This is a genomic window from Embleya sp. NPDC127516 (genome assembly GCF_044765325.1).
In the GTDB taxonomy this organism is placed as follows: domain Bacteria; phylum Actinomycetota; class Actinomycetes; order Streptomycetales; family Streptomycetaceae; genus Embleya.
In genome coordinates this window covers 1-16,572 of record NZ_JBIWJT010000035.1, presented here as the reverse complement: position 1 = coordinate 16,572, position 16,572 = coordinate 1, and the positions used below count along the sequence as shown (strand labels likewise).

Below are 16,572 nucleotides of genomic sequence, written 5' to 3'. Positions count from 1 at the left end.
ACCTTTCGGCCCACCGTTGGTGAACGCAGAGGCGACCTCTTCGGCGTCCGGGCAACCCTTGTGACGCCCGGGCGTCTCATGAGCGCGGTACCGACTTTCCGGCTGGTGTGAGCGCTTCCCGGGAATCGCCTCCACACGCGGTCCAAGACCTCGCTGAAGTCCTCTGATGCGTGAACGCGTTGAACGCTTGTGCTCTTGTGAACCGGGAGAGGCCCGCAGGATGATGAGCCGGGGACACGGAGCCGGGGGCTGCCCGACCTTGAATGCGCGAGTGGGCCGGGGATGGGTGGGCGGCTCCGACCCGGCGGCCGGCGAGCACTCGACCGTGGTGTCGGAGCTGTTGCGGGCCTCCCTCGCCGGCACCGGCGAACGCCTCCCCTCTGCGCCCCTACCGCATGCACTGCGACGGGCCGCGCAAAAAGGGGGAGGGCCCTGTTCGCCCGCGGCGGCCCGGCCGGGCCGTCCGAAGCCTCGACTGCGCCTCTGCCCGGGCCCGTTGATACCTGACCGCGTCTCGCCGACACGTCCATGACGGCACTCTTCCCAGAGGCCACCTGCAACGCTGATCGACAAGGGCAGGGCGGCCTTCCGGATGTCCGCCTTGCTCATAACACGATCGCCACAGGCGCAGCGATTGAGTCCTCGCAGTCGGTGCAGACCGGGAGCGCCTGCTTCCGATGCTCTCGCTGCTCCAACGGCACGCCGCGCGGCCTTGACGAGTGATCGATTGTTCACCTTGTGTCACAGGAATGGGCGGGAATACAGTGGTCGGTGACTGCCCAATCAAGCTCCCACCACTATTGGTCCGACGCGGCGTCCGCGGAGGACCGAAAGACCGGGTGATGTGGTTGCTTCCCGCCGTCCGCACGTCTTCCCTCGGTCGCAGGCGAGTGCCGCGAACACGCGTAGGGGAGACGGGGTGAGTTCGCGTGAGGCGGGCGAGTTCGACGCCGCCGACCACAAGGCCTTTCGCGAACGCCTGAACGAGTCGCTCAAGGCGCTGGGCGAGTTGCTCCGACGCCCCGCGTTCGGCCGGATCGAGACCTGCATCGGCGCGGAACTGGAGATGTTCCTCGTGGATTCCTCCGGCGCGCCGATGCCGCTCAACAAGGCCGTCCTGTCCGCGGCGGGCGACCCTCGGTTGACCGTGGAGGTCAACCGCTACAACCTCGAATTGAACGTCACGCCCGTGCCCGCCCGAAGCCGCCCCTTCACCGCCATGCGCGAAGAGACGAGTCGGGTGATGGCGAAGGTCGCGGCGGCCGGCCGACCCTACGGAACCCGGCCCCTGATGGTGGGCATGCTCCCGAGCCTGCGTCCCTGCGATCTGTCCGGCTCCTCGCTCACCGACGTTGCGCGCTACGCGATTCTGAACGATGCGTTCGCCGAGCGCCGTCAGGGTTCGTTCGACGTCCGGATCGAAGGCGAGGAACCGTGTGTCCTGCGCACCGACACGATGGCCGTGCAGGGGGCGTGTTGCTCGTGGCAGGTTCACCTCACTGTGCCGCCCGACGACTTCAGCCGCACCTACAATGCGGCGCAACTGGCCGTCGGACCCGTCCTGGCCGTCGCCGGGAACTCGTTTCTGCTGTTCGGTAAGAAGCTGTGGCAGGAGACGCGCATTCCGTACTACGAACAGGGATTCGGCGACCGCGACACGCCGGTGGGCGGGGACCATCCCCGGGTCCTGTTCGGCCGGGCCTGGTACGGGCACGGCGCGACCGAAATCTTCGCCGAGGCCGTCCAGGACTACGCGACGATGCTTCCCGTGTTGAGCGACGAGCGACCCATCGAGGCGCTCGCCGCGGGTCGCACGCCCCAACTGGCGGAGTTACGCCTGCACATGGGCACGGTGTGGCCCTGGAACCGGGCCGTGTACGATCCTGCCGGCGACGGTCATCTGCGGATAGAGTCCCGGGCGCTTCCCGCCGGACCCACCGCGATCGACATGGTCGCGAACACGGCGTTCCTCCTCGGCCTGATCCGTCATCTCACCGACGCGCCCGCGGACTTCACCGCGAACCTCCCCTTCCGCGCGGTGCGAGACAACTTCTACCAGGCGGCACGATACGGCCTCTCCGCCCGGCTGGCGTGGCCCAATTCTCCGGCCGGACCCGCCGTCGAGCGCGGTGCCCCGGATCTGATCCGCGTCCTGATTCCGCGAGCCGCCCGTGGACTTCTGTCCATGGGGGTGGACGCCGACGAGGCACACCAGGTGCTCTCGGTGATCGAACAGCGAGCTGCAACCGGTATGACCGGCGCCATGTGGCAGCGTCGCATGCTCGACTCCCTCCGACAGCGATCCGACCATGACTGGCCCTTCACGAGTTGGTCGCACAATACGCGCGCCTGAGCGTGCTCGACCATCCCGTGCACACGTGGCCCGTTCCGCGCGCGATAGCCCCGTGGCCGTGATCGTCGCCCTGTTCCACGAGGGACGGCATCCTCTGGCGGCCTCCCGGTCGAGGCGATCGGGCGCTACCACCGTCGTTCACCCACCGTCCGCGCGTCGGGGCGCGCGAGAGCGGGATCGCAAGGGACCGTCTCGGTTCAGACGTTTGCCGAGGCACTGCCCGGGGGTAGCGGCGGTGCTTGTGGGACGACCCGGCACCTCAACGTGCCCGGGTGCCCTGACATCCGCCCGGTTTTGGTTGTAGAGGGTGATCGAGTCGATCACCGGCAATGACGTGAGGGAGCGCCGAGCATGGTCGAGAACACTCTGCGGGACAAGGTCGCGGTCGTCGGCGGGGGAGAGAAGAACCTCGGCGGGCTGCTCAGCAGGACGTTCGCCGAGTCCGGGGCGAAGGTGGTCGTCCACTACCACACCTCGGAGAGCGATGCCGAGCAGACGGTGAAGGCGATCCGGGCGGCGGGTGGACAGGCCGTCTCCGTCCAGGGTGACCTGACGAAGGTCGCGGACGTGCGAAGGCTCTTCGACACGGCGGTGGACACCTACGGCGGTGTCGACGTGGCGGTGAACACCACCGGGATGGTGTTGCGCAAGCCGATCCTGGAGACCACCGAGGAAGAGTACGACCGCATGTTCGCCGTCAACGCCAAGGCGGCGTACTTCTTCATCCAGGAGGCCGGGCGCCGGCTGAACGATCACGGGAAGATCGTCAGTCTGGGCACGTCGCTGCTGGCCGCGTTCACGGACGGCTATTCCACCTACGCGGGTGGCAAGGCGCCGCTGGAGCACTTCACCCGGGCCGCGGCCAAGGAGTTCGCCGACCGGAACATCTCGGTGAACACCGTGGCACCCGGTCCGATGGACACACCGTTCTTCTACCCGCAGGAGAGCCCGGAACGGGCCCGGTTCCACGCGTCGCAGGCGATGGGCAACCAACTCACCCACATCGAGGACATCGTCCCGGTCATCACCTTCCTGGTCACCCAGGGCTGGTGGTTCACTGGCCAAACACTGTTCCCCAACGGCGGCTACACCACCCGCTGACCGCACGGGGCCTCCCTGCGGGACACACCCCCGCGCCGCGGCACGGGTCGACGCGTCGGCACGCCGCTCTCCGGCGCGTGGAGTTCCGATGCCCGCACATTCGACCACTCCCGCTGCGGACACCGTCACCATCTCTTGCCGCCGCAGCAGTCGACGGCGGCGGCACGGAGGCAGCGTCCGCAAATACGGCGCGTTGACGATGTTCGCGGAGCCGATGCCGCGCGGGCGGGGGCGGGTGGAAACGCGGCAACCGGATGCGGATGCCGGGCGACCGACCGAATGGACCACCCAGACCGGCCTGGGCGAACCTATCTTCTGCCGCCTGGCCGCGGAACCGATCACCGACGGCATGCTGCCCCGGTGGCCACCCCCGCCTCCCGCCCGACGGCTTCACGCCTACCGACGGGTTCGGCGACTGTCGTCAGAGCGCCGACACAGCCGCGGTCATCTGCGAAACCACCGGACGGGCGCAACCCGGCGCCACGTCCCACGGTTCACGCCGGCGGGGCAACGCGAACCTCCGCCGAAGGCGTGTACGGCCGGCGGGCCGACCAGGTCACCGTCGGCAGACGCCGTTTCACCACCAAGGACCGACTCATGCCGTGGACGCTGCGCCCACGCGCGTCACACCGATGCCAGGGAACACCTTCCCGGGCAGGGCCTGTTCACCGCTCGTCGGTGCGACGAATCTCGCACACGACAACGGCCGAGTGGCGCCGGAGCGGCGCGTCCGTCGGTTCCGAAGCCGCGCAGGAATCCCAACGCGACCGGCCACGTCCACGGGCCCTCACCTCAAGCCGACGTGGTCGGCGGCTGGAGCCTGGGCTTGGCCGTCCTGGCCGCCACCTCCGCGGCGTTCGCCTCGTGGTGCCACAACACCGCCCTCGGCCCGCCGACGCGCGCACCGCACCCGAATCCGAGATCGACCCTCGCTGAGCCCTTGCCCGACAGGGTTCAGATCTTCGGGACGGGGCCCGAAGAGGGAGCCGGCCGTGCGGGTGAACGACCGTGCCGCCGAGGAGAAATGCGTCGATTCCGTGGACGGCGTGGACGAAGCCGATCGGATCGACCGGCTCGGTGGTCGAGGGCCGAGACCTGGAAACGGCACCGCGTCGCGGACACCCACATCCACGGGCTCTTCCTCGCTCGTCGAGGACTGATTGTCCCCCGCCGGAAGAGCTTCGGCCATTGGGCACCGTCCATGCGTTGCCCCGGACAGGTGAACCCGGTCGACGCCCGCGTCACGAGCCGCGAGGGGGGCATCCACCGTGCGTCGCACCGTCGACACGGACAACCGAAGGAGCCCTCGATGACCACGCGCCTCGACCCCCGCGAGATGACCGGCGCCACCGTGCACGACCCGGACGGCGCCAAAGTCGGCACCGTCCAACAGGTCTACCTCGACGACCGCACCGGACGACCCGAATGGGTCACCGTTCGCACCGGCCTATTCGGGAACAAGGAGTCCTTCGTCCCGCTCGAAGGGGCCGATCTCACTGACAAGGGCCTGCGTATCGCCCACCCCAAAGACCTCGTCAAGCACGCCCCTCGGGTGGACGACGACGGCCACCTCGACCCGGGCGAGGAACAGCGTTTGTACAGCCACTACGGACTGGATGAGCCCGGCAACGTGGGGGACCGCAGTAAGACGACCAACGCTGACTCCGCACGGGCCGTGCCGCACACCGCGAGTGGCGATCGCGACAAAGGCGACCGTGGGGCGCGGCCGAGGCAGGAAAGCGCGGACCGATCGCTGACGCGTTCGGAGGAGCATCTCGTCGTCGGCGTCGAACGCCGGGAGACGGGCCACGCTCGTCTTCGCAAGTACGTGGTCACCGAGGAAGTGACGACCACTGTGCCGGTCAGTCACCAAGAGGTCCGAGTCGAGCGCGATCCGATCACCGATGCGGACCGGGCCGGCATGTCCGAAGAGACCCGCTTGGGTGAGGAGCAGCAGGACGTGACCCTGTACGAGGAACGCCCGGTGGTCCGGACCGAGGTCACACCCGTCGAGCGCGTCGGCCTCAGGACCGACGAGGTCACGCGCGATCAGGAGGTCACCGGAAAGGTACGCAAGGAGCGGGTCGACGTCGAAGGTGTCGACGAAGCCGACGACAAGCCCCGGAAGCCCCGCCGGGAAGGGAACTGACACGAGCGCGGCGTCAGGCCCGCCCCGCCGCGCCATTGCCGTTGGGGTCCGGGCTCGTACGGATCTGTGGGAGCCCCGGGCTGATACGCCCGGGGCTGCCCGACAGCCTTGTTCGCTCGCCGAGATGGATCAGTTGAGCAGGGTGCGGTGGCGGAGGAAATCGGGATCGCGGGCGGGTGGAACGCTGCATCGTCGAGCGTGGCGAACTTCCGGTGGGTGGTCGCGGTGTTGTCCCCGCTCTCGCTGCCTCGCCCGCGACCGCGAGGCGGGCGCCGTTCCCAGGAGGTGGATACGAACGCACAGACCCATGCAACGACTTCGGCTGGTCGGCGCGATTCTCCATCGTCAGCAGCGGCGACTTGGCGTGACTACTCGCATCCGGACCGGCCGATACAGGGTCGGCCTACCGCCGGACGACGTTTCGCCGGACGCGCCGGGGCACTTCCGCACGCGGTAGTCGAAGACGGTTGCCAGTGTTTGCCCGGGCGCGAGTACGGCGTGGTGCTCGCCGCAGTGGTCGTCGACGCCCGGATTGGCCCCCCGGCGCGATGGGAGGATCTGGCACTGACCGGACGCGTGCCCTCGGCGACCTACGACGCGATCCACACATGCTTCGCGGCCGGTGCCTGGTAGACGGCGCAGGGCCTGCGAAGTGGTCGGTGGGTGGTCATCGTCGACTGAGGGGACGACAGCAACGTGTGAGTCGGGAGCGGGCCGTGGGCCGGGAACCGCAGCGAGCCCGCCCGGCGACACGGCGTCCGTGCCACAGATGTCCGAGTCCGCACCTTCGAACTGCGTGGACGCGCCGATATCCGTAGGTCTCGTGATTCGCCGTGAAGATGTTCTTGATCGCCGCCTAGCCGGTCGCGCCGTTGTGTGGTCGCGGATTCCGGGCGGATTCGCCATGCTGAGTATCCGGATCGGGAGGCATCGAGCCATCGGCACGTGTCGGCACCACGAAAGTTTGCCTTCTCCGCGTCGACGAGTTCATAGCGGGAACTCACCGATGGTCGCGGGCGAAGAAGCAGGCGGCTTTTGCCAAAAATGCGTTCTCCTCGCGGAGTTTCCGACTCTCGCGCTCCAGTTGCCGTTCACGCTCCGTCGGAGCCTCGCGATCCCGAGGCTTCGATCCCAGTCCCGCCATCGACTTGCGGTACTGCGACACCCAGTTCCCGAGCATGGTGTCGTGAATTCCCAACTTGCGTGCCCCCGCGTAACTCCGAACGGCGGGCGCCCTGGCGACCTCTGCCGCACGCTGTGCGTGTCTCGGTGGTGGCCGGAGTACGTGTGAGGTCGTGCGTCGGCGGTTCGGCGGGAAGGCACCTTGGGACGCTGGGTCTTGGTCGGTGCGGCGCCGGACCGTGGTAGCCGTCATACGAGAAGCCGAGCGGCCTACGCTTTGCGCCGTGGCCCGCACAGGCGTCCTGTGGGTGGGGCCCGCTCGTGGGTCGGTCCGCCGGTCCGGGCGCAGTGGGGAAGTCGCGGTGGTCGGACTGGGACTGGGCTGCTGCGCGGCCGGTGCCGACTCGGCGGTAGGCGCGGCTGCGATGTCGGCGAACGAGGGCCGGTTCGTCGTCGGGGCGGGCTCGTCGTCGCCCGCGATCGCGGCGTCGGCCGGTTCCTTGAGCAACGGCGGCCTGTTTCCGGAAGACGAAGTGGATCTGCACGTTCACGCCCTCCCGGTCGGCGACCTTCTGTGGCTTGGCTGCTCCGTACCCCTTGCCCGACGAACAGCGCGGGCGCTTCAGTGGTCCGCCGCCCGGTGGCCAGGGCAGTGCCGCCCCGTGATCCCTTGACCTCTCGCACATCTGGAGCCTATATCTAGAGTTCAATACTAGAGTGTGACTCTAATCCATGGAGGGCTGAGAGATGCGCGCCATCGCCAACCGTCAGCAGGAACAGGCATGGAACAAAGAGGGCGTCCTCTGGGCCGAACACGCCGAGCGCTACAACGCGATGCTGGACGGGTTCAACGCGCCTCTCTTCGCTGCCGCGCGTATCGCCGCCCATGACCGCATCCTCGACGTCGGCTGCGGCACCGGCCGGACGACACTCCTTGCCGCGCAGCAGGCGTACGACGGAAGTGTCGTGGGGATCGACCTGTCCGCGCCCATGCTCGAACGCGCCCGCCGTGACGCGGCCGAGGAAGGCATCGGCAACGTCACCTTCACGCAGGGCGACGCCCAGGTGCACCCGTTTTGCGAGCACGGTTTCGACGTCGTCCTCAGCCGCGGCGGAGTCATGTTCTTCGCTGACCTGATCGCGGCGTTCACCCATCTCAGGCGCGCGCTCGCGCCGGCCGGCCGGCTCGCCTTCCTCGGCCCGCAGCCGGGAGGCCCGGACAGCGCCTATGCCCGCGCGACCGCCGCTCTCTCGCCGTTCCTGCGCGAGGCATCCCCCGCCTCCAGGGGGATGGGAGCGCTCCTTGACCCCGCGCGGATCAGCGAGGTGCTCGCCGCCGCCGGGTTCACGGACGTCGACATAGCCCCCGCCGAAGCCCCCATGGTCTTCGGCGCCGACGCGGGAGATGCCGCCGACTTCATCTTCGGTATGGGCCCGACGCAGCACAACCTGCGCGACGCAGACCCGGCGGTCGTCGCCCGTATCCACGCCGAAGTGCGCGACGCGCTTGCGGAGTTCGAGACCGCCGAAGGCGTCCGCATCCCCGGGTCCGTCTGGATCGTCGCGGCGACATGAACACGGAGGCAAGAGCCAAGACGCGCCGTAGCGCCGCACCGCCACAGCCCGCCGGCGCACGGCCGCCCCGCTATAACCCGACCCTGAAGGAGCCCATCACCTCATGCGCAGGCTCATCGAATCGACGTACGTGACACTGGACGGCGTCGTCAGCTCGCCCGCCCGGTGCAGCGGGCCGTATCGGGATGCGCAGTACACCAGTACACCGGCGACCTCCTCAACGACACCGACGCCGTGCTGCTTGGACGGCAGGCGTACGAGGAACTCGCCACCTTGGTACGCACGTGAGCGGCCTCGACGAGGGGTGCGCCTCGCGCCTCGACGACCTCCCCAAGCACGTCGTCTCGCGTACCCTCCCGCACGCCACCTGGAACGGCACCGTCATCGCCGGCGACATCGCCGCCGAGGTCGCCGGCCTCGAGGAACAGCCGGGGCAGGACATCCTCAAGCTCGGCACCGGCGAGATCGACCGCGTGCTCCTGGCCCACAAACTCGTCGACGAGTACTTCCTCCGGGTCTTCCCTGTCATCGCCGGACGCGGACGCCGCCTCCTCGACGGAGCAGACACCGCGCACCTCACGCTGCGGGGCGCCACACGCCTCAACTCGGGCGTGGTCCTGCGCACCTACGCCCCCACCCAGGTCCACCCAGCCGACGGACGCCCCCAGGCACGGTCGGCGGCCGCCGGAACCGGCCTATGTGCGCGTCCAGCAGCTCGGCGACGACGGTCGGACCGTCGAAACGACATCGCAACTCGGCGTACAGAGCCAGGTCAGAGCTTGCCTTCGAGCAGTACGGTGCGGTGGCCACCGAGACGGCGTGAGAAGTCCACGACGAACTCGGGGCGCAGCGTGGGCCAGTTCCAGAACGTGAAGCCGAGATGGCCGAACGCGAAGTAGTCGTCGGCCCAGAGCCACGTGTGCACCGGAGCTGCCCGGCCGCAGGACGGGCACGCTACGGGCTCATCGTGGCCTTGGGCCCAGGATTCCATCGCATCCATGAACCGGGCCCACGTCTCCTCGATGAGCGACCAGTGCTCGTCGCCGAGGGGCATCTCCGTTTCGCAGTGCAGGCAGGTGACGGCCGAGGGTTCGCCCTGCCCGGCATCGAAGACCGTACGTCCTACGGTGACGTGCAGGCCGTTGCTCCACACATTGGCCAGCTCGGGATCCGGGACCTCGACGGCTTCGCCGTAACGCGTCCCCGGCGCGTGCCCGGCGTCAGCGCCCAGGACGCAGTCGGTACGTTCCGCTGAGACGAAGCCGTCTGCGATCAGCCAATCGAGTATGTTCACCGCGAGCCCCTGCGCCTCCCCTGGCGTGGCCTCGGTGTCGACGATCGTCTGGAACCAGTCGCCCATGATCTCCCCTCCAGTGGTCTTTCCTGCGTACCGTACGTCTCGCCACGGGCGATTGCAGCGGCACCACCGACACCGCGTTCGTATCGAAGCCGTCCGTTGCGCAACCCGAGGTACTGGAAGTACCTGCGCAACCCCTTCCAGCCGTCGTGGGGCGAGCCGTACATCGACCGGGTCGTGCGCATGAGCTCGGCCCTGGACTCGGCGCGCGACAGGGCGCGCGGGCACGAGGCGGTATTGGTCAGCCACCAGGTGGCGGTGTGGATCGTGCGCTCGTACATCGAGCGGCGGCGCCTGCTGCACGGCCCGCGCAAGCGACAGTGCTCGCTCGCGTCGCTGACGACGTTCACGTACGAGGGCGACCGGATCGTGTCCGTCGACTACCGCGAGCCCGCGAAGGACCTGCTGCCTTCGAAGGCCGAGGCGTCGCCGAAAAAAGCGCAGTTCGGCGCCTGACGCCAATGGCCCGCGTCGTGACGGAAGGCTCGCCGAGGCTTCACATCGGTTTCCCCGGCGTGGTGGGCCCGGGAGCTCGAACGGGGTCGGCGGTGCGGTGCGGGGGCGGCCCGGCCTGACCTCGCTTCCCGATACGCAGCCCCGCAGATGGTCTCCCCAACTTTCAGCCAACAGATGGGCTTCTTCCCGCAGGTATTCGAGGAGGACCGCCTACAACTGAGGGTGCAGGTGAGCCTGGATCTTTTCGACGAGGAAGAGCGTCAGTTCCGGTATCCGCCGCGTCGATGCCTTCGCGCGCTCGCCTTCGTGCCGGCACGGGTATGGGAGGGCTGGTGATGCCATGCCCCAGGAGGCTGCGGCCTCGAACCTCGGCCTCCTTCGGTCCCGCTTCACGGTTGCGGTGCGGGACCGGTGCCGGCGGTCGTTGTCGGCTTCGGGACTGCGTGTGCGTACCCTCGACGGCATGAGCGATCGAATAGACTCCCGGGTGGCCGGGAACATCGAGTTCTTCCTGCGAAGGGCCTTGAGGACCGAGGGGAGTTGGAGTCCGGCGAGCCTCGCGGATGCCACGCTCGAAGCCGTCCACCGTGGGGGAGAATCAAACGAAGGCGTCGAGGTTCGCGGACGATTGTTCCGAGGGGGCCACGCCGACGTTCCGTTGCAGCCGGTGCAGCCGAGCGGATGGCGGGATCCCGGGGCGGCGACTCTGGGGCAAGCGCTCGACAACATCTGGGGGCAGGCGGCGGAGTATTTCCCGGAGTGGGTGGCCGCCATCCGCCGGGAGGTATTCGGCCTCGTGGTGGTTCGGGTACGAGGTGGGGATCACGTGGCCTACTTCTCGCGTTCTCGTCGTACACCCCGTGGTACGCAAGCCCAAAGGCTGAGCGACATCGATGAGCCGGGGCCCGGCGCCGGCGCGATCAACGTACTGTGGTCCGGCCCCCCGGCCGACCGGCGTTTTGACGACGAGACCATTCCCGCGTCGATCCGCGCCCTGGCGGCAGCGCACCGCTCACTGCACGCCGGTGACACGAGCCTGCGATTCGACTTGCCGGGCACCGAGAATCTGGGCGATCTGTTGCGTGAACGCTACGAAGGGGCCGAACCGGACGAGGAGGAGGAGGACTTCACTCTGGAGGATCTGAACGAAGGTGTCTTCGACGCGTGTTTCTATCTCGGTCATGACAATTCGGCGGCGGAATCATACTTCGTCGATCTCCACGAGCAGAATTCGACCGTAGACCCGCTGGTCGTCACTCTGAGCCCGGACGGTGCGAATCACGGAGACCGTTTCGGGGAGTGGTTCGATCACCAGGCCCGGGCCACCCTGTTGGGTTTGTGAGCCCGAGGACGTCGAAGCCCTCGTGGAGGTGGCGGTAGCCGGTGGCCTGGGAAGTCCCGGCATCAGAGGCGAGGCAGCGCACGCAACCGCATTCGCGGAACCGGGGGTGTCGTGGGCCTCGATCGTTCATGAGTCCTCGTCGGTTCGCCGACGGGGACTTCGTGCTGGTGGGATGCGGCATTTCCGGGTTGGGCGCGCGCCGGTGGCCCGATTGTCGTGTTGTGTCGGGTGGGCGCCGGTTTCCATGTTTCCGGGGGCGCCTCGTCTCGTCGGAGTGGTCGAGTTCGGTGCTCAGGTGGGTGTGGCGAGAGCGTGGAGCCGGGTGATGCCGTCGAGGATGTGCAGGGCCCAGGGGCCATCGTTTCGATGGACGGACGACGACGCGCCGGCCGGTGCGGATCAGGCGGGCGGCGGTCGAGAAGAGCGGAAACGAGGGAACTCAAACGATCAACGCATACCGCTGTTCAGGAGGTCAGCGTAGACCTCGGCCGGTGATTGACAGCCGTAGATTTCGCGGGGCCGGTGGTTGAGTTCATCGGCGATGCCGTTCGGGTCGGCCTGGCTGAGTTTGCGGAGATCGGCGCCCTTGGGCGGGTACTGCCGCAGGAGGCCGTTGTGCTCACGTTGGTGCCGCACTGCCAGGGGCTGCGCGGCTTGCGAAGATAGACGGGAACACCGGTGGCGGCGGTGAAGTCACGGTGGTCCGCCATCTCCCGGCCTCGATGCCAGGTCAGGGAACGTCGTAGTTGCGCCGGGATGCCGAGGATGGAACGGGTGAGGTGCGGTCGGACCTGCTGAGCCTTGATGCCGTTCGGGAGGGCGACGAGGGCCGTGCAGCGGGCCGTGCGCTCGACCGGGGTGCCGATGGCGGATGGGCGTGTGCCCAGGACGAGTCGGGTAGCGGGGACGCATCACTGCGTCCCCGCCCCCTCAGAGTGAAGTAGCCCTCCGACGAGGTGCCTCTGGCTGAGCTTCTTTTCCGACGGACCCTTCCCGAACCGGACGGGCCCGATTTCCAGACATCCGGCTCTCCAGTGATCACTTGCGAAGTGCTGCGGTAGAACGGCCCGCGTGGATGTCTTCAAGGCAACGACGGCAGATCACAAGGGACTTGCGCCGCCGCATTGCCATCAGATGGACCCATGCGGGCTCCTCCCGGCGTCCGGGACGGTTGAGATTGGCGAGCTTGCGGACGTGGTGAACCTCTAGCCTCGCGCTTTCATGAAGCGGGTCGTCTGACATGCGGTCAGAAAAACGGAAAGTGCTCCTGACCTGCAATACCGGTGATTTAGGCGTTTCCGCAGGTCAAGTAGGGTGTCTGGTCACTTTGAGCGTGTAGCGGACGTTACTGGGAGTGCGGGGCTGGTCTCGTTTCCTGACCTCGAATGTGTTCTTGGATGGCTTCTTGACGCGTTGGCATTGTCGGTCCCGTCGGGTGGGGAGGAGCGCGGCCAGGAGTTCCGTCACGACCTCGCGGCGTGCGGTGTTCAGTGTGGTCGCGTCGGTGGCGGCCTGGGCGGTGACCTTCAGTCGTGCGAGTTGCACGGTGACGGCGAAGGAGATCCGGTCGGGATCGATGCCGGCGTGCTCCGCGGCACGCAACTCCGGTGCGCACAAGGCCTGGTGGACGGTGAGGAGGGCGTAGATCTCCCGGCGGACCAACTCGGGCGCTCGGGACCTCGGGATGAATCCGGCGCCGCGCAGGCGGGTCTTCAACTCCGCGAATCCGTTCCCGATCCCCCACCGCTCGTGGTGGATCGCCGCCAACGCCCGCGTGGGGGCGAGCCGGTGGTCCGGCAGACCGGTGGCCGGACGGAACCTCTCGGTGCGGGGCGGACCTGCTTGCGGGTGGACGGTGACGGTGTACTCGACGATCCGCACGAGGTGCCCCGCGGGCTGCCCTGCCGTGGTGCGGCCGGCCGCGCGGGCTGTGCCGCGGCGTTGGTTCTCCGCCGGCGTGCCCATGACGGACGGGTACGACCCGTCGGGCAGTATCCGCAGCGGGACGAAGACCGGGTTCTTCTTGATCCGCCAGGCCAGGTGGGCGCCGGTGGACCGGGCCAGGCCCCACAACCCGTATCCGGCGAGGTTCCGGTCGGCCGACAGCAGCATGTCCGACCGCAGCGATGCCGGCACTCGGCGGGTGAGCCGGTGTTCGCTGACGGATGCCACTGCGTCGAAGGCCGCGTCGATCGGGGCGTGGGTCCCGCACTCGGTCAGCGCCATCAGGCGGACCTGCGGGTGGCCGCTCTGATTGGCGCCGTCCTTGCCGGTGAACCCGAACCCCCGTGCGTTGACGGGGTTGTCGGGCACGTCGAGGACGGTGCCGTCCCAGGCGACCAGTCGCAGACCGAAGGCGAACGCACCGATGGTGGCGGTCGTCGCCAGGGTGCCGCACCGCCGCTCGAACAGGGCCCGCAACGGCTTCTCGCCGAGCCGCTGCCGAGCCCGCGTCAGGGCTGAACTCGTGGGCAGGTGTTGCACACACAGACCCGGAAGGTGCCGCAGCTTCTCTGTCGGCGCGCGCAACACCGACCGGTAGCCCGGCGGCCCGGCACTGTCGGAACCGCCGAACAGGCACAATGCCAGGACGAAGCAGACCACGGCCCGAGCCGGCAGCAGCCGACGGCGCCGCTCGGGACAACCGGTCGATTCCACGATCTCGTCGACCGGTTCGGGGCCGATCTCCTCGGTCGGCACACCGAGACGGACGTGTTCACCAAATCGCCGGCCCGGCGGCGCCATCGGTTCGCCGGTCGGCTTCGGACCGCCCTCGGCGTTGGCGGACGGCACGCGGGCAGTGGCACACCGAGCACCCAACGGAGTTCCCTCGTGGACAGTCGGATCTTGGTCGATCTTCTGTCCTACCGGGGACTCCGTTGCCGCGTCCCGGCCTTCGTCCGCAGTCACCGGAAGTGACGAACCCACAGAACGTCACCGGGGATATTTCCGCCCAAACCAACCACCGACGAGCGCCTGACCTGCCCTGACGCGCTAAATCACCGGCATTGTCCTGACCTGCAACGATGGGACTTCTCTAGGTCCCGTCGGCTGCACGGAAAGAAGCACTTCCCGGGTGAGGAAGGATAGCGGTTCGTATCCGCGTGTTCGGGTGGAGTCCGGTGGGTCGGGGATCGTTTCGCGGGCCGGTGGGGTGTTGTTGACCGAGACGGCTCGCACGGTCGGGTTGGATCGTGCGTTGTCGGGCGGGTGTGTTCCTCGTCTTCGGTGGCCGAGGTCGGCCATCAACTCCGCGACGGACTTCGCGTTGTGGATCGCTCCGCGGTCCGAGTGGATCGTCGACCGGGCCCCGCCCACGGCGTGCCGACCGACCGTCCCGGTAACGAACTGTCGTGCGAGTGACTCGTGTTCGCGATGCGCGACCATCCAGCCCACCGTGTATCGGGAGTAGATGTAGATCATCGTGTAGAGACAGAAGAACACCCGCCGATCCGGTCCACGCGGCTTCGTCACGTTCCACGACCACATCGTGTTCGGGGCCTCGGCCACCAACTCCGGTTTCACGCGGGGCGGATGGGTGGCCTGTCGTCGGCGTTCGCGGACCTCGCCGCGCTCGCGCGGGATCCGATACGAACTCGGGACCGAACGGGACAACGTCACGTGCGCGACGGCGGTCACTACACGAGATATCGGTGGACCGCGCCCAGTCCGACCGGCCGCGCCCCGGACCGAATGCGGATGACAGCAGCCCGACGCAACCGCGGCCCCTCGCTCGCACCCGAGCCGCGACCCACGACGACGTCGGCGCGTCGCGAACCCGTCCCACCCGCCACGCAATACGGGATATGGGCAACCCCACCCGAGCCTCCCGCCCTCCCCCCACGACATACCTCCCGCACGACCCGCCCCGCCCCGGCCTCCCGTCGACCCGCCGCACCGACACCCACCACACGTTCCAATGCACGGGTGATCGGTGAAGCACCGGCGTAGGCCTTGAGCCCGCGAGCGTCGGCGAAGCGGGCCTTGTCGTCCCCGATCTCGGCGAGCACCCGGGCCCCGAGCTGGGTTCCGAGCCCGGGGAAACTCACAGCCGAGGCAGGCTTCGAGGGCGTCGTCTTCTCGGGCGCCGCCCAGTTCACCGGCACGGCGTTCGCCACCGACGCCCGCTTCACCGGAGCGACCTTCACACGCCCCGCCCACTTCACGTACGCCCGCCTCACCTGGGCAGCATCGGGTTCGCGGTGCGATGGTCGCCGTGGGGCAGCGGCTACGCGGGCGCAGCCCTGGAGGCGTTGCTCGGCTACGCGTTCACGACGGTGGGTCTGCATCGGGTGTGGGCCGGGCACGAGCCGGACAACGTGGCCTCGGGCCGGGTGTTGAAACGGTCCGGGATGTATCTGGAGGGGACGCGCCGTCAGGACGTGTTCCTGCGGGGCGCGTGGGGGGACACGATCGTGTACGCGGCGCCGGCCCCCGAGTGGCTGCCGGACACGGCGCGCTGAGTGCCCGTCAGGCGGTGCGCAGGGCGGGGCTGGTGTGGGCCTTGTCGAGGTAGTCGCGTACGGCGGGCACGCCCCGGTGGGGTGCGAGGGGGGTGACGGTGTCGCGGACGTGGTCGAGTCCGCAGCCGGAGGCCGGACCCGGTGCGGTGCCTGTCGTGAGGACGGGCGGGCGACCTCGCCGGCCCGATCTGGGGTGTCAACGCCCCGTCCACCGGGCAGCCGGTGGGCATGGATCAGTCGCAGACCCCCGTCCTGGACGCGCTCGCCGCCTACCACGAGCAGGGATACACGCCGTTCACGCCGCCCGGTCACAAGCAGGGCCGCGGCATCGACGCGCGGACCCGCGCGGTGCTGGGTGAGGCGGTGTTCGCCTCGGACGTCCTGGCGACCTCGGGCCTGGACGACCGAACCTCGTCGGGACGGGTCCTCGAGCGTGCCGAGGAGTTGATGGCCGAGGCGGTGCACGCCGACCACACGTTCTTCACCACGTGCGGCAGCTCGCTGTCGGTCAAGAGCGCGATGCTCTCGGTCGCCGGGCCGCACGAGAAGCTCGTCCTCTTGAGGTGCTCTATTTCTTCCGGACAGTGACCCGCGTAGGGTTGTCGAGATTCGGAAATGAGAGAGAACGTGCCACCCAGATATCCGCAGAAGTTC

At 68.5% G+C, this 16,572-nt stretch carries 13 protein-coding genes and 5 pseudogenes; 11 read left to right on the top strand and 7 right to left on the bottom strand.

Annotation, left to right across the window (positions count from 1 at the left end; genetic code table 11):
• Positions 1 to 919: 919 nt before the first annotated feature.
• The 3 genes from ACIRL2_RS42280 (at position 920) to ACIRL2_RS42270 (ending at position 5,603) form a co-directional block, all read left to right on the top strand.
• A complete protein-coding gene (locus ACIRL2_RS42280; protein WP_402239702.1) occupies positions 920 to 2,353 on the top strand; it encodes a glutamate--cysteine ligase in 1,434 nt (477 codons plus the stop codon).
• A gap of 351 nt (positions 2,354 to 2,704) precedes the next feature.
• Complete coding sequence (locus ACIRL2_RS42275; RefSeq protein ID WP_402239699.1) at positions 2,705 to 3,454, top strand: SDR family oxidoreductase; 750 nt, start codon at positions 2,705 to 2,707, stop codon at positions 3,452 to 3,454.
• A gap of 1,336 nt (positions 3,455 to 4,790) precedes the next feature.
• Entirely contained in the window at positions 4,791 to 5,603 is an 813-nt protein-coding gene (locus tag ACIRL2_RS42270) for a PRC and DUF2382 domain-containing protein (protein WP_402239697.1), read from the top strand.
• A 1,000-nt stretch (positions 5,604 to 6,603) separates the two neighbouring features.
• Here the strand turns inward: ACIRL2_RS42270 and ACIRL2_RS42265 are convergent.
• A complete protein-coding gene (locus ACIRL2_RS42265; protein WP_402239694.1) occupies positions 6,604 to 6,978 on the bottom strand; it encodes a transposase in 375 nt (124 codons plus the stop codon).
• A gap of 494 nt (positions 6,979 to 7,472) precedes the next feature.
• On the opposite strand from ACIRL2_RS42265, the gene ACIRL2_RS42260 reads away from it, so the two are divergent.
• Positions 7,473 to 8,300, top strand: a complete 828-nt coding sequence (locus tag ACIRL2_RS42260) for a class I SAM-dependent methyltransferase (RefSeq protein ID WP_402239692.1) — start codon at positions 7,473 to 7,475, stop codon at positions 8,298 to 8,300.
• Positions 8,301 to 8,485: 185 nt separating this feature from the next.
• Positions 8,486 to 8,860: pseudogene (locus tag ACIRL2_RS42255) on the top strand (dihydrofolate reductase family protein); the annotation flags it as partial.
• A 212-nt stretch (positions 8,861 to 9,072) separates the two neighbouring features.
• Here the strand turns inward: ACIRL2_RS42255 and ACIRL2_RS42250 are convergent.
• Positions 9,073 to 9,660 carry a hypothetical protein gene (locus ACIRL2_RS42250; protein WP_402239689.1) on the bottom strand — a complete coding sequence of 196 codons (588 nt, stop codon included), beginning with the start codon at positions 9,658 to 9,660 and terminating at the stop codon, positions 9,073 to 9,075.
• Between the two features lie 96 nt (positions 9,661 to 9,756).
• On the opposite strand from ACIRL2_RS42250, the pseudogene ACIRL2_RS42245 reads away from it, so the two are divergent.
• The 3 genes and pseudogenes from ACIRL2_RS42245 to ACIRL2_RS42235 all read left to right on the top strand — a co-directional run.
• Positions 9,757 to 10,113, top strand: a pseudogene (locus ACIRL2_RS42245) (histidine phosphatase family protein); the annotation flags it as partial.
• 147 nt (positions 10,114 to 10,260) lie between these two features.
• Positions 10,261 to 10,449 (top strand): hypothetical protein, encoded by a 189-nt coding sequence (locus tag ACIRL2_RS42240; RefSeq protein ID WP_402239686.1) that lies wholly within the window; start codon positions 10,261 to 10,263, stop codon positions 10,447 to 10,449.
• Between the two features lie 127 nt (positions 10,450 to 10,576).
• Complete coding sequence (locus tag ACIRL2_RS42235) at positions 10,577 to 11,455, top strand: hypothetical protein (RefSeq protein WP_402239683.1); 879 nt, start codon at positions 10,577 to 10,579, stop codon at positions 11,453 to 11,455.
• Positions 11,456 to 11,902: 447 nt separating this feature from the next.
• Here the strand turns inward: ACIRL2_RS42235 and ACIRL2_RS42230 are convergent, their stop codons facing one another.
• The 5 genes and pseudogenes from ACIRL2_RS42230 to ACIRL2_RS42210 all read right to left on the bottom strand — a co-directional run.
• Positions 11,903 to 12,091: a hypothetical protein gene (locus tag ACIRL2_RS42230; protein ID WP_402239681.1), complete on the bottom strand. Its 189-nt coding sequence runs from the start codon at positions 12,089 to 12,091 to the stop codon at positions 11,903 to 11,905.
• Between the two features lie 402 nt (positions 12,092 to 12,493).
• The gene (locus ACIRL2_RS42225) at positions 12,494 to 12,697 is read right to left on the bottom strand and encodes a hypothetical protein (RefSeq protein ID WP_402239678.1); all 204 of its coding nucleotides are present in this window, start codon (positions 12,695 to 12,697) and stop codon (positions 12,494 to 12,496) included.
• A 63-nt stretch (positions 12,698 to 12,760) separates the two neighbouring features.
• Positions 12,761 to 14,155 carry an IS4 family transposase gene (locus ACIRL2_RS42220; RefSeq protein WP_402239676.1) on the bottom strand — a complete coding sequence of 465 codons (1,395 nt, stop codon included), beginning with the start codon at positions 14,153 to 14,155 and terminating at the stop codon, positions 12,761 to 12,763.
• Positions 14,156 to 14,449: 294 nt separating this feature from the next.
• Complete coding sequence (locus ACIRL2_RS42215; RefSeq protein WP_402239673.1) at positions 14,450 to 15,094, bottom strand: DDE-type integrase/transposase/recombinase; 645 nt, start codon at positions 15,092 to 15,094, stop codon at positions 14,450 to 14,452.
• A 257-nt stretch (positions 15,095 to 15,351) separates the two neighbouring features.
• Positions 15,352 to 15,504: pseudogene (locus tag ACIRL2_RS42210) on the bottom strand (transposase); the annotation flags it as partial.
• Here ACIRL2_RS42210 and ACIRL2_RS42205 point away from each other — a divergent pair.
• The 3 genes and pseudogenes from ACIRL2_RS42205 to ACIRL2_RS42195 form a co-directional block, all read left to right on the top strand.
• Positions 15,440 to 15,574: pseudogene (locus ACIRL2_RS42205) on the top strand (hypothetical protein); the annotation flags it as partial. The pseudogenes ACIRL2_RS42210 and ACIRL2_RS42205 overlap by 65 nt on opposite strands.
• A 62-nt stretch (positions 15,575 to 15,636) precedes the next feature.
• Positions 15,637 to 15,918 (top strand): GNAT family N-acetyltransferase, encoded by a 282-nt coding sequence (locus ACIRL2_RS42200; RefSeq protein ID WP_402239858.1) that lies wholly within the window; start codon positions 15,637 to 15,639, stop codon positions 15,916 to 15,918.
• A gap of 228 nt (positions 15,919 to 16,146) precedes the next feature.
• Positions 16,147 to 16,482 (top strand): annotated as a pseudogene (locus ACIRL2_RS42195) (ornithine decarboxylase); the annotation flags it as partial.
• Positions 16,483 to 16,572 lie beyond the last annotated feature (90 nt).

Excerpts from the sequence above, each read along its gene's own strand:
- ACIRL2_RS42275 (WP_402239699.1), top strand. The coding sequence starts at position 2,705 with ATGGTCGAGAACACTCTGCGGGACAAGGTCGCGGTCGTCGGCGGGGGA.
- ACIRL2_RS42270 (WP_402239697.1), top strand. The coding sequence starts at position 4,791 with ATGACCGGCGCCACCGTGCACGACCCGGACGGCGCCAAAGTCGGCACC.
- ACIRL2_RS42265 (WP_402239694.1), bottom strand. The coding sequence starts at position 6,978 with ATGACGGCTACCACGGTCCGGCGCCGCACCGACCAAGACCCAGCGTCC.
- ACIRL2_RS42260 (WP_402239692.1), top strand. The coding sequence starts at position 7,473 with ATGCGCGCCATCGCCAACCGTCAGCAGGAACAGGCATGGAACAAAGAG.
- ACIRL2_RS42250 (WP_402239689.1), bottom strand. The coding sequence starts at position 9,660 with ATGGGCGACTGGTTCCAGACGATCGTCGACACCGAGGCCACGCCAGGG.
- ACIRL2_RS42240 (WP_402239686.1), top strand. The coding sequence starts at position 10,261 with ATGGTCTCCCCAACTTTCAGCCAACAGATGGGCTTCTTCCCGCAGGTA.
- ACIRL2_RS42235 (WP_402239683.1), top strand. The coding sequence starts at position 10,577 with ATGAGCGATCGAATAGACTCCCGGGTGGCCGGGAACATCGAGTTCTTC.
- ACIRL2_RS42225 (WP_402239678.1), bottom strand. The coding sequence starts at position 12,697 with ATGTCAGACGACCCGCTTCATGAAAGCGCGAGGCTAGAGGTTCACCAC.